The organism is Bacillus sp. SIMBA_031 (genome assembly GCF_046535225.1).
Classification (GTDB): Bacteria; Bacillota; Bacilli; order Bacillales; family Bacillaceae; genus Bacillus; species Bacillus velezensis.
Map to the genome: position 1 here is coordinate 242,659 of NZ_JAWRXC010000001.1, position 19,471 is coordinate 262,129.

A 19,471-nucleotide genomic window follows, 5' to 3' on the forward strand; every position below is an offset into this window, starting at 1 on the left:
TGAGAGTCAAATGTTACAGCCAAATACCGGCACACCCCCCAGCGAAGTAAAATTAAAGGAAAATATTCAATCCAAACCGGAAACAATGACGAAGATTTTTTTCGAAAAGTTCTTTCAAAATAAACTAGCTGTAATCGGAGCCGTTATATTAACCATCATCATTTTGTCAGCCTTATTCGCTTCGGTAATCGCTCCTTACTCTCCGGAGAGTCAATCTCTTATCAATCGTTTGAAGCCGCCGAGCTTAAAACATCTAATGGGAACTGATAAATTCGGAAGAGACATCTTTACGAGGGTTCTGTACGGGGCGCGCGTCTCCTTGCTTGTCGGATTCGCTTCTGTGATCGGCGCGATTACAATCGGGACAGTTGTCGGAGCCGTTGCCGGATATTTTAAAGGGATTGTCGATGCCGTTCTCATGAGAACCGTTGATATCGTATTATCCATACCTGATATATTTTTGCTTATTACACTTGTTACGATTTTTCAGCCCGGAATGGATAAATTAATTTTAATTTTCTCCCTTACAGGCTGGACAACAACGGCACGCCTTGTCCGAGGGGAGTTTTTATCGCTTCGTTCCAGAGAGTTTGTATTAGCTGCAAAGACGATCGGTACAAAAAATCATCACATCATCTTTTCTCATATATTACCGAATGCGCTCGGACCGATTATTGTCTCAGCCACATTAAAGGTGGGAACGGTTATTTTGGCGGAATCTACATTAAGTTATCTCGGTTTCGGGATTCAGCCGCCGATCGCAAGCTGGGGCAATATGCTTCAGGATGCACAGAACTTTACGCTTATGATTCAGGCTTGGTGGTACCCGTTATTCCCGGGTTTGTTGATCCTTCTTACCGTATTGTGCTTTAACTTTGTCGGAGACGGGCTGCGTGATGCGCTTGATCCGAAAAATGTGAAATGATCTCCCGGACGGAACGGGAGATTTTTTTTGTTGCAATGCAGTCAGAAATCCAGCTCCGTATTGCGGAAATCTCATATCGAAATGGAATAATTTATCTATCCCTTGCCTATACTGTGGACAACAGTTTTTATAAAGTGAGGGGTCGAATATGTTATTTCTTCATGATGTATGGGTCAATTGGTTTGAAGGGGAAGAAAACGGCTACAATGTATGCCATTTTCACGAATGGCGGAAGGAAGACACGGTTGAGCTTTTGGATCAGACGCCGCTGCTCAGAGTGCCGTCGGTATTATTTCATTACATAGAAAACGACTTATCAGAGCTTCCGAAAGAGCTGCTTGACCAAGTGCACCAAAAGTCATATGTGCGAAAAAATCATGAGAGGACAAAGCTGGAGTATTGTTTTGTCGTGACAGACGGGATCGGCATCATTGCCGTGGATACGATCGGGTATACCATTCCGGTCAGAAAGAGCCGCCTGATTCCGAGACAGGAGCAGCTTGTTTATGAAATGGTAAAGGATGTAGAACCGGAATCGTTTCAATTTGAGCCGGCGCAATTGGAGTCTTCAAAGGAATATCACATTTTGTCATTGGCGCCGGAGCATGTCAGAGGGCTGACGAGAAAAGAGCGGCAGATCAAGCAGCTGATGTTTATGGCGCTCGACCAGCTGAAAGGGCTGAAAAACCGTGCGGAAATTGTGTATTGGTACACGGAATGGAATCCGCATATGTATGAGCAGATCAAACGGATGAGCTTTGAAGAGATCTGGGACATGCTTTACAATGAAACAATTGAAGGCTGGTCAGATAAACATCTTGCGTTCTGTGAAAATTTGATTAAAGGGCAGCCGTTTTTCGAAAAGCTTTGGGAAATGGAGCAGGAATCAAAAGTGAACTAAAAAAGAGGCGGGAGAATCCCGCCTCTTTTCTTTATCTTCTTTTCCGTCCGAGACCCATGGCGTTTTCCATTTTCTTCACCATTTTGCCGGCCGTTTTGTTTGCGCGCGCCGCTCCTTCGTCGAGAATGCGGTCAAGCTCGTCGCTCTCAATTAATTCACGGTAGCGCTCTTGGATCGGTGTTAATGCGCCGATAACGACTTCGGCTAAATCGCTTTTGAATTCACCGTACCCTTTGCCTTCATATTTAGCTTCTAATTCTTCAATTGATGTGTTTCCTAAAATAGAATAGATCGTCAAAAGATTAGAAACGCCCGGTTTGTTTTCTTTATCATACTTTACAATGCCTTCAGAATCAGTCACGGCGCTCTTAATTTTCTTCTCGAGCTGCTTCGGCTCATCAAGCAGCGTGATGTATGCCTTTTGGTTCGGATCTGATTTGCTCATTTTTTTGAGCGGATCAGCCAGTGACATGATGCGCGCGCCTGATTCAGGAATTTTCACCTCAGGAATCGTGAAGATGTCATTGTATTTTTTATTAAAGCGTTCCGCCAGGTTGCGGGTCAGTTCAAGATGCTGTTTTTGATCTTCTCCGACCGGAACAAGATCCGTTCCGTACAGTAAAATATCGCCGGCCATCAGCGGCGGATAGGTTAACAGTCCTGACACGACGGCTTCTTTGCCCTTTGACTTATCCTTAAATTGCGTCATCCGCTCAAGCTCGCCGATATATGCGACGCATTGGAGCATCCACCCCGCCTGGGCATGAGCGGGAACCTCCGACTGGATAAAGAGAGTCGCTTTCTCAGGATCAAGTCCGACGGCCACGTAAAGAGCCGCGAGATTGCGGATGTTCTTCCGCAGTTCAAGCCGATCCTGCGGAACCGTAATCGCATGCTGATCGACAATGCAGAAGTAGCCGTTGTAGTCATGCTGCAAATCGACAAATTGCTTCATTGCGCCGATGTAGTTGCCGAGGGTAACGGAACCGCTCGGCTGAATGCCAGAAAAAATCGTTTTCTTCATAGTTCTTACCTCATTTCTTAAAACATAATAAAAAAAGCCCATTCTTCCCGTAGAAAAAAGGGACGAATGAACCGTGGTGCCACCCTGATTATTCCATTACAATGGAATCGCTCGAGACGTTGGTAACGGAGGCTGCTCCGGCTGGGCCTACTAACGTTCGGTCAGCTGCTCAGAAGTCCATTCCACATTGCCCGTTACCTGCTCCCAGCACCGCAGACTCTCTTCAAACGGATGAAAATGTGTACTATTCTTCATCATCGCAATCACAACAAATGTATTTGATTGATCTATTATAAATCAATTATAGCCAAATGTCATCAGAGGAATACAAGCTTATTTCCAGTTTGCTTAAGGGGTGGAAATCCTCAAAAAGAACTGAAAATGCTTAAATGATAACGTATATCAACATTTCGTATAACGAATATTATATGTAAAAAGCAATATGAACTGGAAATTGCAATAAAAAAATTTAGTTAGGTCATGCTTTAAACTATAGAAGTGTATCACCTTTTTGACAGAAAAACTGACCAAATTTAAATATTTTAAATTGAGAAAATAGTATTGCAATAAATTATTCATTTCATTATAATGAACTTGTTCACTCTATTGTTACAGCTTCTTTACATAAAATAATCAGAAAAGACGGAACACAATTAAAGTTTAGAAAAATATTAAGTTATTTTGTCTGATATTTCTGAGTATTTAGTAGTAAAGGCTGAAAAATTTGATTAGGGGGTTAGTGCATGAAAAAGCGTTGGTCTATTGTAGGTTTGATGCTTATCTTTTCGCTTGTATTAAGTGCGTGCGGCGGATTCAGCGGCGGATCAGGCGGCGGTAAAAAAGACACCAAAGGACAGACTTCACTTAATATCAATATTAAAACCGAGCCGTTCTCACTGCATCCGGGTTTAGCGAATGATTCCGTTTCAGGAGGCGTAATCCGACAGACTTTTGAAGGATTGACACGCGTAAACTCCAAAGGTGAGCCTGAAGAAGGAATGGCATCTAAAATTGAAACAAGCAAAGACGGAAAGACCTATACATTTACGATTCGTGACGGTGCGAAATGGTCTAACGGCGACCCTGTGACAGCGCAGGATTTTGAATATGCGTGGAAATGGGCGCTTGACCCGAACAACGAATCACAATACGCTTATCAGCTCTACTACATCAAAGGCGCTGAAGCTGCCAATACAGGAAAAGGCAAGATTGATGATGTAGGCGTAAAAGCCGTAAATGACAAAACATTAAAGGTTGAACTGAATAACCCGACACCTTATTTCACGCAATTAACTTCATTCTATACGTATATGCCGGTCAACAAGAAAATTGCGGAAAAACATAAAAACTGGAACACAAACGCGGGCGAAAATTATGTGTCAAACGGCCCGTTCAAAATGACGGCCTGGAAACACAGCGGTTCCATCACGCTCGAAAAGAACGATCAATATTGGGATAAAGACGCTGTGAAATTGAAGAAAATCAACATGGTGATGATTAACAATAACAACACCGAACTGAAAAAATTCCAAGCCGGTGAGCTTGACTGGGCAGGAATGCCGCTCGGCCAGCTTCCGACTGAATCTCTGCCGACATTGAAAAAAGACGGATCTCTTCATGTTGAACCGATCGCAGGCGTGTATTGGTACAAATTCAACACAGAAGAGAAACCGCTGAACAATGTCAACATCCGTAAAGCCCTTGCTTATGCGATCGACCGCTCATCCATCGTGAAAAATGTAACGCAGGGCGAACAAATCCCGGCCATGGCTGCGGTGCCGCCGTCAATGAAGGGATTCAAGGATAACACAAAAGGTTATTTCAAAGACAATGACGTCAAATCAGCTAAAGAATTCTTAAATAAAGGACTGAAGGAATTAGGCGTCAAGAATGCCTCTGACCTTCCGGCGATCAAACTGTCCTACAATACGGATGACGCGCATGCGAAAATCGCGCAGGCCGTACAGGAAATGTGGAAAAAGAACTTGGGCGTCAAAGTTGAGCTTGATAACTCCGAATGGAATGTTTACATCGACAAGCTGCACAGCCAGAACTACCAAATCGCGCGTATGGGCTGGCTCGGCGATTTCAACGATCCGATCAACTTCCTTGAATTGTTCCGTGATAAAGAAGGCGGAAACAATGATACCGGATGGGAAGATCCTGAGTTTAAAAAGCTGCTGAACCAATCTCAGCTTGAAACGGATCCGGATAAACGTATCGAAGAGCTGAAAAAAGCAGAAAAGATCTTTATTGACGCAATGCCGGTCGCGCCAGTTTATTTCTATACGGATCCTTGGGTGCAGGATAAAAACCTCAAAAATGTGATCTTGACAGGAACAGGCGAAGTTTACTTCAGAAACGCTTCTTTTGAATAAAAGACGGTTCTGAAAACAAAAGGCCCAAGGTATATGGGGAGGATGTCCCCATATACCTTTCTTACTGATTAAGTATAAAATTGTAAAAAACATGGAGGTGTTCACCTTGCTGAAATATATCGGTAAACGATTCATTTACATGATCATCACATTGTTTGTGATTGTGACCGCCACATTCTTCTTAATGCAGGCAGCGCCGGGCGGACCATTTTCCGGCGAAAGAAAGCTGCCGCCTGAAATTGAGGCAAACTTAAACGAACACTATGGCCTGGACAAGCCTCTTTTCGTTCAATATGCCAGCTACTTAAAATCTGTGGCGATGTGGGACTTCGGACCTTCTTTTAAATATAAAGGCCAAAGTGTTAATGATTTAATCAATTCAGGCTTCCCCGTCTCATTCACTCTTGGTGCAGAAGCTATTCTCCTCGCTTTAGCGTTCGGTGTGCTTTTCGGGGTGCTTGCTGCCCTGTACCATAATAAATGGCAGGATTATACCATTGCGATTTTAACGATCTTTGGGATCTCAGTTCCGAGCTTTATATTGGCGACGATTTTGCAATATATTTTCTCAATTAAATTAGAACTGTTCCCGGTCGCAGGGTGGGAATCCTGGGCATACACCTTTCTGCCCTCTATTGCGCTCGCTTCCATGCCGATGGCGTTCATTGCCAGACTCTCCCGTTCAAGCATGATTGAAGTGTTAAACAGCGATTACATACGGACTGCAAAAGCTAAAGGACTTTCCCGTCCGTCAGTCACCGTGCGCCATGCGCTGCGAAACGCGCTTTTGCCGGTCGTGACATATATGGGGCCGATGGCGGCATCCATTTTAACGGGAAGTTTCATCATTGAATCCATTTTCGGAATTCCCGGTTTAGGCGCGCATTTTGTAAACAGCATTACAAACCGTGATTATACGGTCATTATGGGAGTTACCGTGTTCTTCAGCGTGCTCCTGCTTTTATGCGTATTAATTGTTGACGTGCTGTACGGATTAATCGATCCGAGAATCAAGCTTTCCAAAGCAAAGAAAGGAGCCTAGACCATGCAGAACATTCCTAAAAATATGTTTGAACCAGCTTCAGCTAATGCCGGCGATGCCGAAAAAATAAATAAAAAAAGCCTTTCCCTCTGGAAAGACGCCATGCTCCGCTTCCGCAGCAATAAGCTTGCGATGGTCGGGTTCGTACTGATCGTTCTTATTATTCTGATGGCGATTTTTGCGCCTGTCTTTTCAAGGTATGATTATGCCACTACCAATCTATTAAATGCGGATAAAGCGCCGTCGAAAGATCATTGGTTCGGCACGGATGACCTTGGAAGGGATATATTCGTCCGGACATGGGTGGGCGCGCGGATTTCCATCTTTATCGGTGTCGCAGCTGCCGTGCTTGATTTATTAATCGGCGTAATCTGGGGCAGCATTTCCGGATTCCGCGGCGGACGCACAGATGAAGTGATGATGCGCATCGCCGACATTCTGTGGGCTGTTCCTTCATTATTAATGGTTATTTTGCTGATGGTTGTCCTGCCGAAAGGATTGCTGACCATTATCGTCGCCATGACGATCACGGGCTGGATCAATATGGCGAGGATCGTCCGCGGACAGGTGCTGCAATTAAAGAATCAGGAGTATGTGCTTGCTTCACAGACACTTGGCGCCAAAACCGGCCGGCTTTTGTTTAAGCATATCGTTCCGAACGCGATGGGCTCTATCCTCGTAACGATGACACTGACGGTTCCGACGGCGATTTTTACAGAAGCGTTTTTAAGTTATTTGGGCCTCGGCGTACCTGCGCCGCTTGCGAGCTGGGGAACGATGGCCTCAGACGGATTGCCTGCATTAACCTATTACCCTTGGCGTTTGTTCTTCCCTGCCGGCTTTATCTGCCTGGCGATGTTCGGCTTTAACGTTGTCGGCGACGGGTTAAGAGACGCGCTGGATCCTAAGTTACGCAAATAAGGAGTGATATGAGTGACACGCTTGCTAGAAGTAAAAGACTTAGCCATTTCATTTAAAACATACGGCGGAGAGGTACAGGCAATCCGCGGCGTGAATTTCCATTTGAATAAAGGAGAGACGCTTGCGATCGTGGGGGAGTCGGGTTCCGGAAAAAGTGTGACCTCCCAAGCGATTATGAAACTGATCCCGATGCCGCCGGGCTACTTTAAAAGAGGACAGATTCTTTTTGACGGACGCGATATCGTGCCGATGTCTGAAAAAGAAATGCAGGCTATCAGAGGAAAGGACATCGGAATGATTTTCCAAGATCCGATGACCTCTCTGAACCCGACGATGAGAGTCGGCAAACAAATTACGGAAGTGCTTTTCAAACATGAAAAAATCTCAAGTGAAGCGGCGAAAAAGCGCGCCATAGAGCTGCTTGATCTCGTCGGAATTCCGATGCCCGAAAAACGGATCGGCCAATTCCCTCATGAATTTTCAGGCGGGATGAGACAGCGTGTCGTCATCGCGATGGCGCTTGCGGCAAATCCGAAACTGTTAATTGCCGATGAACCGACAACGGCGCTTGATGTGACGATTCAGGCACAGATCCTTGAGCTGATGAAAGATCTGCAAAAGAAAATTGATACGTCTATCATTTTTATCACGCATGATCTCGGCGTTGTCGCCAATGTCGCCGACCGGGTCGCCGTCATGTACGCAGGTCAGGTCGTCGAATCGGGCACGGTGGATGAAATCTTTTATGATCCGCGCCATCCGTATACGTGGGGACTGCTTGCCTCAATGCCTAGCCTGGACAGCACCGATCAGGAAAAACTGACGGCCATCCCGGGCACGCCGCCTGATCTGACGAACCCTCCGAAAGGGGATGCATTTGCGCTCCGCAGCTCATATGCGATGAAAATTGACTTTGAACAGGAACCGCCGATGTATAAAGTGTCTGATACGCATTTTGTGAAATCGTGGCTTCTGCATCCTGATGCGCCTAAGGTCGAGCCGCCTGAAGCGGTGAAGGCTAAAATCCGTCAGCTTCCGAATACCTATCAGCATCCTGTTTTAATGAAGGAAGGTGAAAAAAATGACTGAGAAACTACTCGAAATCAAACATTTAAAACAGCATTTTTTCACGCAGAAAGGAACGGTAAAAGCCGTAGATGATTTGTCATTTGATATTTATAAAGGCGAAACGCTCGGCCTTGTCGGAGAATCGGGCTGCGGTAAATCAACGACGGGCCGCAGCATTATCCGGCTGTATGAGGCAACCGGCGGGGAAGTTCTCTTTAACGGGGAAAATGTCCACGGGAAAAAATCCCGCAAGAAGCTGCTGGAGTTTAACCGGAAAATGCAGATGATTTTCCAGGATCCGTACGCATCTTTAAATCCGAGAATGACAGTCGCCGACATTATTGCCGAGGGAATAGATATTCACCGTCTGGCAAAAACGAAAAAAGAACGGATGCAGCGGGTTCACGAACTGCTGGAAACGGTCGGTTTAAATAAAGAACACGCCAACCGCTACCCGCATGAATTTTCGGGCGGACAGAGACAGCGTATCGGAATCGCCAGAGCGCTGGCGGTTGATCCGGAGTTTATCATCGCGGACGAACCGATTTCGGCGCTTGACGTCTCCATTCAGGCGCAAGTCGTCAATTTAATGAAAGAATTGCAGAAAGAAAAAGGGCTCACTTACCTGTTTATCGCCCATGATTTATCAATGGTCAAATACATCAGCGACCGCATCGGAGTCATGTATTTCGGAAAATTGGTGGAGCTTGCGCCGGCGGATGAGCTTTACGAAAACCCGCTTCACCCATACACGAAATCATTGCTGTCCGCTATCCCGCTCCCTGATCCGGACTATGAAAGAAATCGCACGCGAAAGAAATACGATCCGTCCATTCATCAGCTGCAAGACGGAGAAAAGATGGAATTCAGAGAAGTGAAACCGGGACACTTTGTCATGTGCACTGAAGATGAATTTAAAACCTACCTATAAACCTATCATCCTCCAAGACTCAGTCTTGGAGGATTTTTTTGCGCACATTCAAGTTTATTAAGCCTGCTCCCGTTTTTCTATAATGGAAAAAAAGGGGGAGATCAGTATGAAAACCATTTTGTGCGCCATTTGTGCGGGACTGTTTATCAGTGCAGCCGCTTATCCGGCCCACGCCGCTGTGAAAGAGGAGCAGCCGCTTGTAAAAATAGCGCTGGCCGAAAAAGAACTGCCGAAATCAAATGCACGGTTCGCTTATCCGTCAGGGCTGCATTTTTCACATCCTGATAAGGTGCGGGGCATTTACGTCACAGGGCATTCAGCGGGAGGAAGCAAATTCGGGGAGCTGACAGACTTTGTGGACAAAACGGAACTCAATACAATGGTGATTGATGTCAAGGACGACAACGGAAACCTCACCTTTAAGCCGGACGGCCATTCTGAGTATGCTGAAATCGCCAAGCCTTACATCAAAGACCCAAAAAAGATGATGAAAAAGCTGGAGGAAAAAAAGATCTATCCGATCGCGCGTATTGTCGTATTTAAAGACAGCGAACTCGCGAACAAAAAGCCGGAGTGGTCTTTTAAAGAAAAAAACGGAAGTGTCTGGAAAAACGGCCGCGGCGAATCGTTCGTCAATCCGTTTATGAAAGAAGTATGGGATTACAATGTAAAGATTGCAAAACAAGCCGTAAAGATGGGTTTTCAAGAAATTCAGTTTGATTATGTCCGTTTTCCTGAAGGATTTGAAAAACGTGATGACGAACTGACATACGGTCACGGCGATTACGGAAAAACAGCAGAGAGCAATGTGCAAAAACGCGTTCATGCCGTCACCGATTTTGTCGGTTATGCGAAGAAAAAACTCAAGCCGTACGGCGCGGATGTGTCGGTTGATATTTTCGGCTATTCAGCCACGCTGCCGGAAACGCCTGGGATCGGCCAGAATTTCAGCAAAATTTCAGAACAGGTCGATGTCATTTCATCCATGATTTATCCGAGTCATTGGACAAGCTATTTCGGCATTGATAAACCGGATCTTGAGCCTTACAAAGTCGTCAAAGAATACGCGAAGGTGGAAAATAAAAAACTGTCTAAGCTGAAACACCCGCCTGTATCGCGTCCGTGGCTTCAGGACTTCACGGCATCATATCTCGGAAACGGAAATTATCAAAAGTACGGGAAACGCCAGGTGGAAGACCAGGTTAAGGCGCTGCATGACGAAGGAATTGACGAATTTTTATTGTGGGACGCGGCAAACCGCTATACCAAAAACGTCGATTACACACCATTTTAAAAAAATTGAAACCATGTTAAAGGATCACACGTCTTAATAGATGTAAGATTGTTTAAACAATCGGAAATGGGGTATATCTAAAAGTGTGAAGACAACGAACCCATAAGGAGCAAATGAATGAACTGGTACGAAAAGCTGAGTGAATATTTTCCGATTGAAGAAATGAAATCAAAAGCGCATATGGAAGCTCTGTTAAAGGAGCAAAGCGATGTTTATCATAAAGAAGAGGGGCAGTACCACGTGCTGATGTATGCGGAATTTGACTCTTTCATCTTTATTGATTACCTGTTTGTGTCAAAGAAATCCAGAGGACAAGGCCTCGGAAGCAAGCTGATCGGCAGGCTGAAAAAGAAAAACAAGCCGATTCTGCTTGAGGTGGAGCCTGTTGACGAGGATGACACGGATACACAGAAACGCTTGCGTTTTTATCAAAGAGAGCATTTCAAGCACGCGCAGTCAATCGGGTATCGGCGCCGGTCATTGGCTACGAATGAAGTGAACAAAATGGAGATTCTGTACTGGTCACCTAAGACGGAATCAGAAGAAGAAATGTTTGAAGCAATGAAACAGACATATGAAAACATTCACACTTATAAAGATGAAAAATGGTACGGAGAATCATACGAAAAAACGGATGAAGTTCTCAAAGTCATTGATGAGAAAAAACGAAAAAACATTTTCGATCAGCTGAGCTAATTGAGAATGGGGAAACATCCGCCAGCCGTAAATTTGCCGGATTGACACATTTTTTTCTCAGGAGACTGTTCACACTTACTTTTTTATAGTATAATACCTATAAAGATTCCTTTTTTAAAGTCATTTCAATTTGAGAATACAAACATGTTCATCCTACTAATTAGAGGAGTGAAGATTAATGGTTACATTATACACATCACCTAGCTGTACGTCATGCAGAAAAGCAAGAGCTTGGCTTGAAGAGCACGAGATTCCGTTTGTAGAGAGAAACATTTTCTCCGAGCCGTTATCAATTGATGAGATCAAGCAGATTCTGCGTATGACTGAAGACGGTACGGATGAAATTATCTCTACCCGTTCTAAAGTATTCCAGAAACTGAACGTAAATGTTGAATCTATGCCGCTTCAAGACTTATATACTTTAATCAATGAGCATCCGGGACTGCTCCGCCGTCCGATCATCATTGATGAAAAACGTCTGCAAGTCGGCTATAACGAAGATGAAATCAGACGATTCCTGCCAAGAAAAGTGCGTTCTTTCCAATTAAGAGAAGCACAGCGTCTTGCCAACTGATATAAGCTTACGATAAGCATGGAAAAAGCCCAAAACCATCGCGGTTTGGGCTTTTTGTTATTTTTCAGTCTGTTGGTAAATCATACTGGCGAGGATAACAAATACGACGGTCAAAATCGGCAGCATCATTTGTATAATGCCGTGTTCAGCCATGAAAAATGACAGCTTGCTGTCTCTGGCAATCATTTCACCGCCGGTAAATGCGAGAAGACCGCTCCCGGCATACATCAATAAAGGCATTTTTTCCATGGCGGCATGAACGAGCTTGCTGCCCCAAATGATAATCGGCACCGAGATGAAGAGACCGATCACTACAAGTGTCAGCTCACCGTGAGAAGCGCCGGCTACTGCGATGACATTGTCAAGCGACATAAAGATATCAGCCAGAACAATTGTGCGGATGGCTTTCCAAAGAGAAGAACTGCTTTTCACATGCTGCGCATCTTTCTTCTCAATCAGAAGCTGATAGCCGAGATACAATAAAAATACCCCGCCTGCGCATTGCAAAAAAGGAACATTCAATAAATAGACCGCAGCGCTCGTCAGAACGATTCTCAAGACGACTGCGATAAATGTTCCGAAGATGATCGCTTGCTGTCTTTGTTTATGGGCCAGATTCCGGCTGGCCATCGCGATGACGACGGCATTGTCACCGCCGAGAATAAGGTCAATCCCGATAATAAGCAGAAGGGACAGCAGGTAATCGTGCGGCATGGGAACACCTCGCTTATAGATCGATTGCTTGTACAGCTAATATATGAAGCAGTGCGCTATTTATGATGGGAACCGGGAGAAAGCCTGTTTTTCGGTGTGAAAATGCTTTTTTATTTCTTTTATAACTGTTTTATCATAAAATAGAAATATAAAGAATTTGCGCTGTCTTCTATAAGGTTAAGATGTGGACGGAATGGGTAAAGTGTAGTAAAGTACTATTCATCGGGAGCTTAGATGTCCCTTCAACATCTTATAAAGAAGGGAAGGTTGGCAAAATGGAAATAGAAAGAATTAATGAGCATACTGTAAAATTTTATATGTCTTATGGTGATATTGAAGATCGCGGTTTTGACAGAGAAGAAATCTGGTACAATCGCGAGCGCAGTGAAGAACTGTTCTGGGAAGTCATGGATGAAGTGCATGATGAAGAGGAATTCGCTGTCGAGGGTCCTCTTTGGATTCAGGTTCAGGCATTGGACAAAGGACTGGAAATAATCGTAACAAAAGCCCAGCTTTCCAAGGACGGACAAAAACTCGAACTGCCGATCCCGGAAGATAAAAAACAAGAGCCGGCAGATGAAAATCTCGATGCTTTACTTGATGATTTCCAGAAAGAAGAGCAGGCCGAGAACCGGGAAGATAAGGAGCAAAAGCTTCAGTTCACTTTGCGGTTCGATGATTTTGAGGATCTCATCTCGCTATCAAAATTGAATCTTAACGGAATTAAAACGACCCTGTATTCGTTTGAAGACCGATATTATTTATATGCAGATTTTTATGAGCAAACTGATGAAGAGGTTGAAAATCAGCTAAGCATCCTGTTGGAGTACGCGCACGAATCATCAGTCAGCATTCACCGTCTTGAAGAATACGGCAAATTGGTGATCGCTGATCATGCGTTATATACAATAAAAAAACACTTTGCATCATAACAAACCGATTTCTCTCAGCAGAAATCGGTTTTTTTTGTTCTGAATGACAGGATGAACGGCTGAAAATCGTATAACGGCTCTCATCCGCAAACAGGATTATATCTTCTTCCTGCTGAATACAACAAGATTCAGGAAAGGAGAAGATGCAACATGTTCAGTGCTGTGACTGCCGACGGACGGCTCATTCAGCTGGCCGGAAGCTATTCAAAGGAAAAAGCGGCGGAGCTGAGAAAGAAACGCTGGTTCTGCCCCGTTTGCAAAAGTGAGCTTGATATCAAACTGGGACGGGAGAAACTGCCGCACTTCGCTCATAAAAAAAGCAGGCTGTGTCCGGGGGAATCCGAACCCGAAAGCGAATACCATCTGGAAGGAAAAAGGCAGCTTTTTCTCTGGCTGAAGACACAAGGGTGCAGCGTCAGCCTGGAACCGTATCTGACTTCCGCTGGACAGCGGCCTGACTTGACGGCGGAAAGCGGAGAAGAGAGGCTGGCTTTTGAATTTCAATGTGCGAACCTTTCGGCGGACTCTTTAAAGAGCCGGACGGCAGGCCTGAAAAACGCCGGGTACCGGCCGGTCTGGATCATCGGGGCAAAACGGTTAAAACGGATGGCCGCGCAATTTTTCCGGCTTTCTGCTTTTCACTGGCAGTTCTTTGAAGTCCATTCATTTTCCTCCTTACTGTTTTACTGCCCCGACGCCCGCTCCTTTTACAGGCTGCATTCCATCACTCCGTTTTACACCGGCTATTCTTATGCCGGCTTAACCGCAATCCCTCTTCACAAAGCAAACCTGAAAGACATTTGTCATCCGGAAGGGCGGCACAGCGTCAGACTTCCCTCGTGGGGACGTGCCGTAGCCGGATTCCGCAACAAAAGCGGGCGGTTTTTATCTGAAGATGCCGGTCTTATCCGGCGTCTTTTTTACGAAAGACATCAGGTTGCATTTCCATTTCTCCCATCTGAAGTGTTTATTCCCGTTTCAGCGGGCTTTGTGTTTGCAAGTCCTGTTTTTGTGTGGCAGGGCCATTTATACTTACGGATTGCGGAACTTTCTAAAAAAGGCGCGCCAATCCGATTATCCGGCATGGTTCATGATTTACGGCAAAAAATCAGGCATAAGGAGATCCGGATGCGGTATGGTTCACAAGATAGCCTTATCAGAATGGCGGTAAAACAATATGCTGATTTCTTATGCTTGCAGGATTTTTTAAGGGAAATTGAGAATGAAGTATATATGCCCTCATCTCAACGGAAGCTCCCTCAAACGGCAGAAGAGCTGCGCCGGCGGGATCTGCTCTTTTTTGGGGAATGAGAATGCTTCATTTCGTTCACCCTAACGTCAAGGTGGTGGCGAATGTGAGGGGCGTACAAGCAGTTTGTTTTCGTTTTTTCACTGTATTATTGGTATGCTCGGTCTTATATGCCGCATATGATTTGACAAAAGGCAGTGAAAAGCCGGAAGATAATCACAACACAAGTTTTTGGAGAAACAATCGTTTTTTCAATTGGCTTGAAGTAAAGAAAACGAGGGGGATCACCATGACTGAGGAAAATAAAGCAGCACAGCTGCCTGACAGAAGTGAAGTAAAGGCAGAGCATACATGGAGACTAGAGGATATTTTTCCTAGTGATGAGGCCTGGAATAAAGAATTTCAAGCAGTTAAAGAATTAATCCCGAATTTATCTTCTTTTAAAGGCACGCTTGCTCATTCGGCTGATAATTTATACGCTGCGCTTACGGCACAGGATGAAGTGACGAACCGCCTTGGGAAACTTTATGCATACGCGCATATGCGCTCAGACCAGGATACGGGAAATTCTTTCTACCAAGGGCTGAACGATAAAGCCGCAAGCCTGTATTCTCAGGCTGCCAGCGCGACTGCTTACATTGAACCGGAAATTCTGGCGATTCAGGAGGACAAGCTGCACCAGTTTATTCTGGAAAAAGAGGAGCTTAAGCTTTACTCCCATGCAATTGAAGAAATTACAAAACAGCGTCCGCACGTGCTGAGCGAACAAGAAGAGGCCCTGCTTGCGGAAGCCTCTGAAGCGCTGTCGTCGCCTTCCAATACATTCAGCGTTTTAAATAACGCCGATATTACGTTTCCGTCGATTAAAGATGAAAACGGCAAGGAAACTCAAATCACACACGGCAACTTTATTAATTTCCTGGAAAGCAGCAATCGTGAAGTCCGCAAAAACGCATTTGAAGCCGTATATAAAACATACGGACAGTATAAAAACACGATGGCGACTACACTCAGCGGCACTGTGAAAAAAGATAATTTTTACGCCCGTGTGAAAAAGTATAAATCAGCACGGGAAGCGGCTTTATCCAATAACAGCATCCCTGAAGAAGTTTACGATAACCTTATTAAAACGATCAATAAACATCTTCCGTTATTACACCGTTACATTGACCTGCGGAAAAAGGTTCTCGGCCTTGATGAAGTCCATATTTATGACCTGTACACACCGCTTGTAAAAGATTCGGGAATGAAGGTCACATATGAGGAAGCGAAAGATTATATGCTCAAAGGACTTGCTCCGCTGGGCGAGGAATACGCGTCTATTTTAAAAGAAGGACTTGAAAACCGCTGGGTCGATGTATACGAAAACAAAGGAAAACGCAGCGGTGCTTATTCGTCCGGTACATACGGCACGAATCCGTACATCTTGATGAACTGGCATGATAATGTCAATAATCTGTTTACGCTCGTTCACGAGTTCGGCCATTCCGTGCACAGCTACTATACGAGAAAATATCAGCCGTATCCATACGGTAACTACAGCATTTTTGTCGCTGAAGTCGCTTCAACGACCAATGAAGCGCTGCTCGGTGAATATATGCTGAACAGCTTAAAGGATGAAAAACAGCGTCTGTACCTGCTCAACCACATGCTTGAAGGATTCAGAGGCACAGTGTTCAGACAGACGATGTTCGCTGAATTTGAGCATCTGATTCATACGAAAGCGCAGGAAGGCGAGCCGCTGACGCCTGAACTGCTGAACGAACTTTATTATGATCTGAATAAAAAGTATTTCGGTGACAACATGGTGATTGATAAAGAAATCAGTCTGGAATGGTCAAGAATTCCGCATTTCTATTACAATTATTATGTGTATCAATATGCGACAGGCTACAGTGCGGCCCAAGCGCTGAGCAGCCAGATCTTAAAAGAAGGCAAGCCTGCGGTGGAGCGCTATACCGAATTCTTAAAAGCGGGAAGCTCGGAATATCCGATCGACATACTGAAAAAAGCGGGAGTCGATATGACATCGCCTGAACCGATCGAGGCGGCCTGCAAAATGTTTGAAGAGAAACTGAATGAAATGGAAGAGCTTCTTTCGAAAGTGAACCCTTCGTAATTCAAAAAAGCCTGTGCATAAGTTGCGCAGGCTTTTCCTAAAACCCTTTAAACGTTTTTCTATGGTTCAGCCGGTACAAAGCAAACAATATGGACAGAAACAGCAGGGGAGATGTAATGTAAATCGGCAGCATGTGCATCATGGCCAGCAGATTTAAAAAGAAGAAAAACACAATCATTCCGATGATCAATACGGTGCGGAGCATTGATTTCCCTCCTTGTTTTTCATTGATATATTCTATGAAAACAAGCAGTCAGTTATGTTTTGTGACAAAAATATGAACATTAATCTTATGGCTTGTCAAAACTCGACAAGATTTGATATGATAAGGATGTGAAATTGATCACAAACAAACATTACCCCTTTGTTTGACCGTGAAAAATTTCTCCCATCCCCTTTGTTGTCGTTAAGACATATGAAACCGCGCTTATCCCGGCGCGGTTTCTTTATTTGCACAAAAAAAGCCGGCTCCGTAAGGAATCAGCTTTTTTTAATGATCACAACAGGTGACATCCTCCTGGGTGCCGGCCAGAGACTTCCAAAACAGACCGTGCTTTGCTTCCACTCTGGCGACCTTTTTGGCGAATGCCAGTTTTTTCATTTCTTTTTCAACTTCTTCTAGACTCAAATCATAAACGAGTGCGATTTCTTTCGATGCGACAAACCGGAAATATTCAATGAAACATTCCAAAGGCGGCGTTTCAGAAGGCTTCGGTTCATCCCCGAGCATTTCGAATAAGATCTCTTCGTATACGTCATAAGAATAGTTGCCGGGGACCTTCAGCCCTTCATCATCATGCAGGCTGTTAAAGAACGTCAATGTCGGGTTGACGGTGACGTCCATTTCCGCCGCGATTTTCATATCGCACTGAAGCGCTTTTACCGCGCTTTGCGAATGGAGGTCACGCTTGAATTCTTCAACATCCAATTTCGTCTTTTCGGCAATCTCTAAAAGAACGTCTTCATCCGTAATATTCTGCTTGGAAACAAACAGGCTTTCCTGCATGCTGCGGAGAAACAGAATGCCCGCTTTTCTTCCCTGCAGTTCGGCCGCTTTTAAAGCGAGTGCGGCAAGGTAGGGCGATGAAAGAGGCTGATCCTGCTCGAGCCAAAGGCTTCCGTCACAGGGCATCCCGGAACGGTTCGCAATTTTTTCCCAAGCTTCGGCAAGAAGGTGTTTTTTCCGCTTTTGCTTATTCAGCGATGTAATGCTCGCGGAAACAATGATCCGCAGCGTAAAAAAACGTCCGTATTTGATTTTTAATTTTTTTATGGCGGGCTCCAGCGACCAGCATTCAGGACATAAAGGGTCGACAAACATGTAAATTTCGAGCGGTTTTTTTGGATGTCCGTGGCAATGGGCGAAGTATTGCTCATGCTGATAATTCGTCAATATGATCGATCCTCCGCTTCTGACTGGTTTACCATATGCCTGGCCGTTAGTTCCAGACGCCCGTACAGAAATTCACGAATATCGCCCTCCAGCCCGACATCATCCATCGCTTTGCTCATACAGCTTAGCCACGCATCAGCCCTCTCGTCCGTAATCGGAAAGGGGAGATGCCTTGCCCTGAGCATGGGATGTCCGTGCTCTTCAGTATAAAGAGGAGGTCCGCCCAAATACTGGGTTAAAAATTGCTTTTGTTTTCTGGCCGTTTCAGTCAAATCACTTGGAAATATCGGCTTCAGCAAGGGATGAGACGAGACACGCTCATAAAAAGTATCAACAAGTTGCGATAGAAGTTCCTCTCCAATCGCTTCATATGGTGCGTTAAACGATTGTCCCATGTTGACTACTCCTTTATATGGCTAATAGGAATCATAATTCCCATTGCGAATTTATCTTTCAGTTTTACTATCTTCAGTTACTGTATATTTTAGCAATAACATTTTATTTCTACAAACAAAGTGCCTTTCTGTCAGGCGCTTGTATTTCATATCATATCACATCGCCTTCATTCATGTGTAAGATTTCACTCCGCAAAAAAACCAGAGGGCGAAGGAAGCCTCTCTGGTTTACGCGTAATACTGTTTGGTTATGTTTTTAACATATTGCTGTGTTTCCTTAAACGGCGGAATGCCTCCGTACCGATCTACGTTGCCGGGGCCTGCGTTGTAGGCGGCTAACGCCAGAGATACATTTCCGTCGTATTTCGTGAGCATCTGCTTTAAGTACTTTGTGCCGCCCTCAGCGTTCTGGACGGGATCAAGCGGGTTTGACACTCCGAGTGATTCTGCCGTGGAAGGCATGAGCTGCATCAGTCCCATTGCCCCCGCACCGCTGACCGCTTTCGGATTAAAGCCTGATTCCTGTTTAATAACCGCGCGGATCAGCTTTTCGTCCACTCCGTATTTTTCGGCCGCTTTCTGAATGGCGCTGTCTATTGAAAAGTTTCCGGTGCTGATATCAGATGCCGCATCAGGAGACTTTATGCCCGGGGAAGCGGTCTGTGAAGCAGCCGCGGAGCCGGATGAAACGGGAATTCTCGGTGAATATGAAGCGTGAGCGGTCCGCACACCGTTTAAAATTCCTGATTCCGGCTGCTGCCGGACGGCTGTGTCCGTATACTGGCTGAGAAGCGCGCTGAAATTGGCAAGCGGGCTTTCTGAAGGTTGTCCGCCTGAAGCCGTGCTTGTATGAGAGATTGATTGCAGCGCCATTGATTGCAACTGGAGAAGGGCCGCCCAATTCGTTATATTCAC

At 45.0% G+C, this 19,471-nt stretch carries 19 protein-coding genes and 1 other annotated feature; of the genes, 13 read left to right on the top strand and 6 right to left on the bottom strand.

Going from position 1 to position 19,471, the window contains the following annotated elements; genetic code table 11:
* The first annotated feature begins 10 nt into the window (after positions 1-10).
* A complete protein-coding gene (opp4C, locus tag SB724_RS01290) occupies positions 11-925 on the top strand; it encodes an oligopeptide ABC transporter permease (RefSeq protein ID WP_007409117.1) in 915 nt (304 codons plus the stop codon).
* Between the two features lie 148 nt (positions 926-1,073).
* A complete protein-coding gene (locus SB724_RS01295) occupies positions 1,074-1,826 on the top strand; it encodes a YjbA family protein (RefSeq protein WP_007409116.1) in 753 nt (250 codons plus the stop codon).
* A 31-nt stretch (positions 1,827-1,857) separates the two neighbouring features.
* Here the strand turns inward: SB724_RS01295 and trpS are convergent, their stop codons facing one another.
* Positions 1,858-2,850 (bottom strand): tryptophan--tRNA ligase, encoded by a 993-nt coding sequence (trpS, locus tag SB724_RS01300; RefSeq protein ID WP_012117281.1) that lies wholly within the window; start codon positions 2,848-2,850, stop codon positions 1,858-1,860.
* Between the two features lie 55 nt (positions 2,851-2,905).
* Positions 2,906-3,117: a binding site (T-box leader), on the bottom strand.
* Positions 3,118-3,593: 476 nt separating this feature from the next.
* Between trpS and SB724_RS01305 the strand changes: the two genes are divergently transcribed.
* The 8 genes from SB724_RS01305 (at position 3,594) to spx (ending at position 11,754) form a co-directional block, all read left to right on the top strand.
* Positions 3,594-5,228: a peptide ABC transporter substrate-binding protein gene (locus tag SB724_RS01305; RefSeq protein ID WP_007610603.1), complete on the top strand. Its 1,635-nt coding sequence runs from the start codon at positions 3,594-3,596 to the stop codon at positions 5,226-5,228.
* Between the two features lie 106 nt (positions 5,229-5,334).
* Positions 5,335-6,270 carry an ABC transporter permease gene (locus SB724_RS01310; RefSeq protein WP_014417417.1) on the top strand — a complete coding sequence of 312 codons (936 nt, stop codon included), beginning with the start codon at positions 5,335-5,337 and terminating at the stop codon, positions 6,268-6,270.
* 3 nt (positions 6,271-6,273) lie between these two features.
* Positions 6,274-7,191, top strand: coding sequence for an oligopeptide ABC transporter permease OppC (gene oppC / locus SB724_RS01315; protein ID WP_007409113.1), 918 nt, complete (start codon positions 6,274-6,276; stop codon positions 7,189-7,191).
* 12 nt (positions 7,192-7,203) lie between these two features.
* The gene (locus tag SB724_RS01320) at positions 7,204-8,280 is read left to right on the top strand and encodes an ABC transporter ATP-binding protein (protein ID WP_003155039.1); all 1,077 of its coding nucleotides are present in this window, start codon (positions 7,204-7,206) and stop codon (positions 8,278-8,280) included.
* Positions 8,273-9,190, top strand: coding sequence for an oligopeptide ABC transporter ATP-binding protein OppF (gene oppF / locus SB724_RS01325; protein ID WP_012117283.1), 918 nt, complete (start codon positions 8,273-8,275; stop codon positions 9,188-9,190). The genes SB724_RS01320 and oppF overlap by 8 nt, the downstream gene beginning before the upstream one ends.
* A gap of 106 nt (positions 9,191-9,296) precedes the next feature.
* Entirely contained in the window at positions 9,297-10,484 is a 1,188-nt protein-coding gene (locus SB724_RS01330; RefSeq protein WP_410569822.1) for a putative glycoside hydrolase, read from the top strand.
* A gap of 117 nt (positions 10,485-10,601) precedes the next feature.
* Positions 10,602-11,180 (top strand): GNAT family N-acetyltransferase, encoded by a 579-nt coding sequence (locus SB724_RS01335; protein WP_007409110.1) that lies wholly within the window; start codon positions 10,602-10,604, stop codon positions 11,178-11,180.
* Positions 11,181-11,358: 178 nt separating this feature from the next.
* Positions 11,359-11,754, top strand: coding sequence for a transcriptional regulator Spx (gene spx / locus SB724_RS01340; RefSeq protein ID WP_003155034.1), 396 nt, complete (start codon positions 11,359-11,361; stop codon positions 11,752-11,754).
* Positions 11,755-11,811: 57 nt separating this feature from the next.
* Here spx and SB724_RS01345 read toward each other — a convergent pair whose 3' ends face one another.
* A complete protein-coding gene (locus tag SB724_RS01345; protein WP_007610610.1) occupies positions 11,812-12,468 on the bottom strand; it encodes a TerC family protein in 657 nt (218 codons plus the stop codon).
* Between the two features lie 275 nt (positions 12,469-12,743).
* Here SB724_RS01345 and mecA point away from each other — a divergent pair, with 275 nt between their 5' ends.
* From mecA to pepF, 3 genes are all read left to right on the top strand, one after another.
* Positions 12,744-13,400 carry an adaptor protein MecA gene (gene mecA / locus SB724_RS01350; RefSeq protein ID WP_265972209.1) on the top strand — a complete coding sequence of 219 codons (657 nt, stop codon included), beginning with the start codon at positions 12,744-12,746 and terminating at the stop codon, positions 13,398-13,400.
* A gap of 150 nt (positions 13,401-13,550) precedes the next feature.
* Positions 13,551-14,711 carry a competence protein CoiA family protein gene (locus tag SB724_RS01355; RefSeq protein WP_410569825.1) on the top strand — a complete coding sequence of 387 codons (1,161 nt, stop codon included), beginning with the start codon at positions 13,551-13,553 and terminating at the stop codon, positions 14,709-14,711.
* A 227-nt stretch (positions 14,712-14,938) separates the two neighbouring features.
* A complete protein-coding gene (gene pepF / locus SB724_RS01360) occupies positions 14,939-16,768 on the top strand; it encodes an oligoendopeptidase F (protein ID WP_003155028.1) in 1,830 nt (609 codons plus the stop codon).
* A 37-nt stretch (positions 16,769-16,805) separates the two neighbouring features.
* Here the strand turns inward: pepF and SB724_RS01365 are convergent, their stop codons facing one another.
* The 4 genes from SB724_RS01365 to SB724_RS01380 all read right to left on the bottom strand — a co-directional run bounded on the left by SB724_RS01365 (position 16,806) and on the right by SB724_RS01380 (position 19,471).
* Positions 16,806-16,973 (bottom strand): hypothetical protein, encoded by a 168-nt coding sequence (locus SB724_RS01365; RefSeq protein ID WP_003155026.1) that lies wholly within the window; start codon positions 16,971-16,973, stop codon positions 16,806-16,808.
* A 285-nt stretch (positions 16,974-17,258) separates the two neighbouring features.
* The gene (spxH, locus tag SB724_RS01370) at positions 17,259-18,161 is read right to left on the bottom strand and encodes a protease adaptor protein SpxH (RefSeq protein ID WP_003155024.1); all 903 of its coding nucleotides are present in this window, start codon (positions 18,159-18,161) and stop codon (positions 17,259-17,261) included.
* Positions 18,158-18,556: a globin domain-containing protein gene (locus tag SB724_RS01375; RefSeq protein WP_007610618.1), complete on the bottom strand. Its 399-nt coding sequence runs from the start codon at positions 18,554-18,556 to the stop codon at positions 18,158-18,160. Before SB724_RS01375 ends, spxH begins: the two co-directional genes overlap by 4 nt.
* A 228-nt stretch (positions 18,557-18,784) precedes the next feature.
* Positions 18,785-19,471 carry a lytic transglycosylase domain-containing protein gene (locus SB724_RS01380; RefSeq protein ID WP_410569828.1) on the bottom strand — a complete coding sequence of 229 codons (687 nt, stop codon included), beginning with the start codon at positions 19,469-19,471 and terminating at the stop codon, positions 18,785-18,787.

Bases quoted from the DNA above. Each gene is read 5' to 3' on its own strand.
- opp4C (WP_007409117.1), top strand. From the start codon at position 11: ATGTTACAGCCAAATACCGGCACACCCCCCAGCGAAGTAAAATTAAAG.
- SB724_RS01295 (WP_007409116.1), top strand. From the start codon at position 1,074: ATGTTATTTCTTCATGATGTATGGGTCAATTGGTTTGAAGGGGAAGAA.
- trpS (WP_012117281.1), bottom strand. From the start codon at position 2,850: ATGAAGAAAACGATTTTTTCTGGCATTCAGCCGAGCGGTTCCGTTACC.
- SB724_RS01305 (WP_007610603.1), top strand. From the start codon at position 3,594: ATGAAAAAGCGTTGGTCTATTGTAGGTTTGATGCTTATCTTTTCGCTT.
- oppC (WP_007409113.1), top strand. From the start codon at position 6,274: ATGCAGAACATTCCTAAAAATATGTTTGAACCAGCTTCAGCTAATGCC.
- oppF (WP_012117283.1), top strand. From the start codon at position 8,273: ATGACTGAGAAACTACTCGAAATCAAACATTTAAAACAGCATTTTTTC.
- SB724_RS01330 (WP_410569822.1), top strand. From the start codon at position 9,297: ATGAAAACCATTTTGTGCGCCATTTGTGCGGGACTGTTTATCAGTGCA.
- SB724_RS01335 (WP_007409110.1), top strand. From the start codon at position 10,602: ATGAACTGGTACGAAAAGCTGAGTGAATATTTTCCGATTGAAGAAATG.
- spx (WP_003155034.1), top strand. From the start codon at position 11,359: ATGGTTACATTATACACATCACCTAGCTGTACGTCATGCAGAAAAGCA.
- SB724_RS01345 (WP_007610610.1), bottom strand. From the start codon at position 12,468: ATGCCGCACGATTACCTGCTGTCCCTTCTGCTTATTATCGGGATTGAC.
- mecA (WP_265972209.1), top strand. From the start codon at position 12,744: ATGGAAATAGAAAGAATTAATGAGCATACTGTAAAATTTTATATGTCT.
- SB724_RS01355 (WP_410569825.1), top strand. From the start codon at position 13,551: ATGTTCAGTGCTGTGACTGCCGACGGACGGCTCATTCAGCTGGCCGGA.
- pepF (WP_003155028.1), top strand. From the start codon at position 14,939: ATGACTGAGGAAAATAAAGCAGCACAGCTGCCTGACAGAAGTGAAGTA.
- SB724_RS01365 (WP_003155026.1), bottom strand. From the start codon at position 16,973: ATGCTCCGCACCGTATTGATCATCGGAATGATTGTGTTTTTCTTCTTT.
- SB724_RS01375 (WP_007610618.1), bottom strand. From the start codon at position 18,556: ATGGGACAATCGTTTAACGCACCATATGAAGCGATTGGAGAGGAACTT.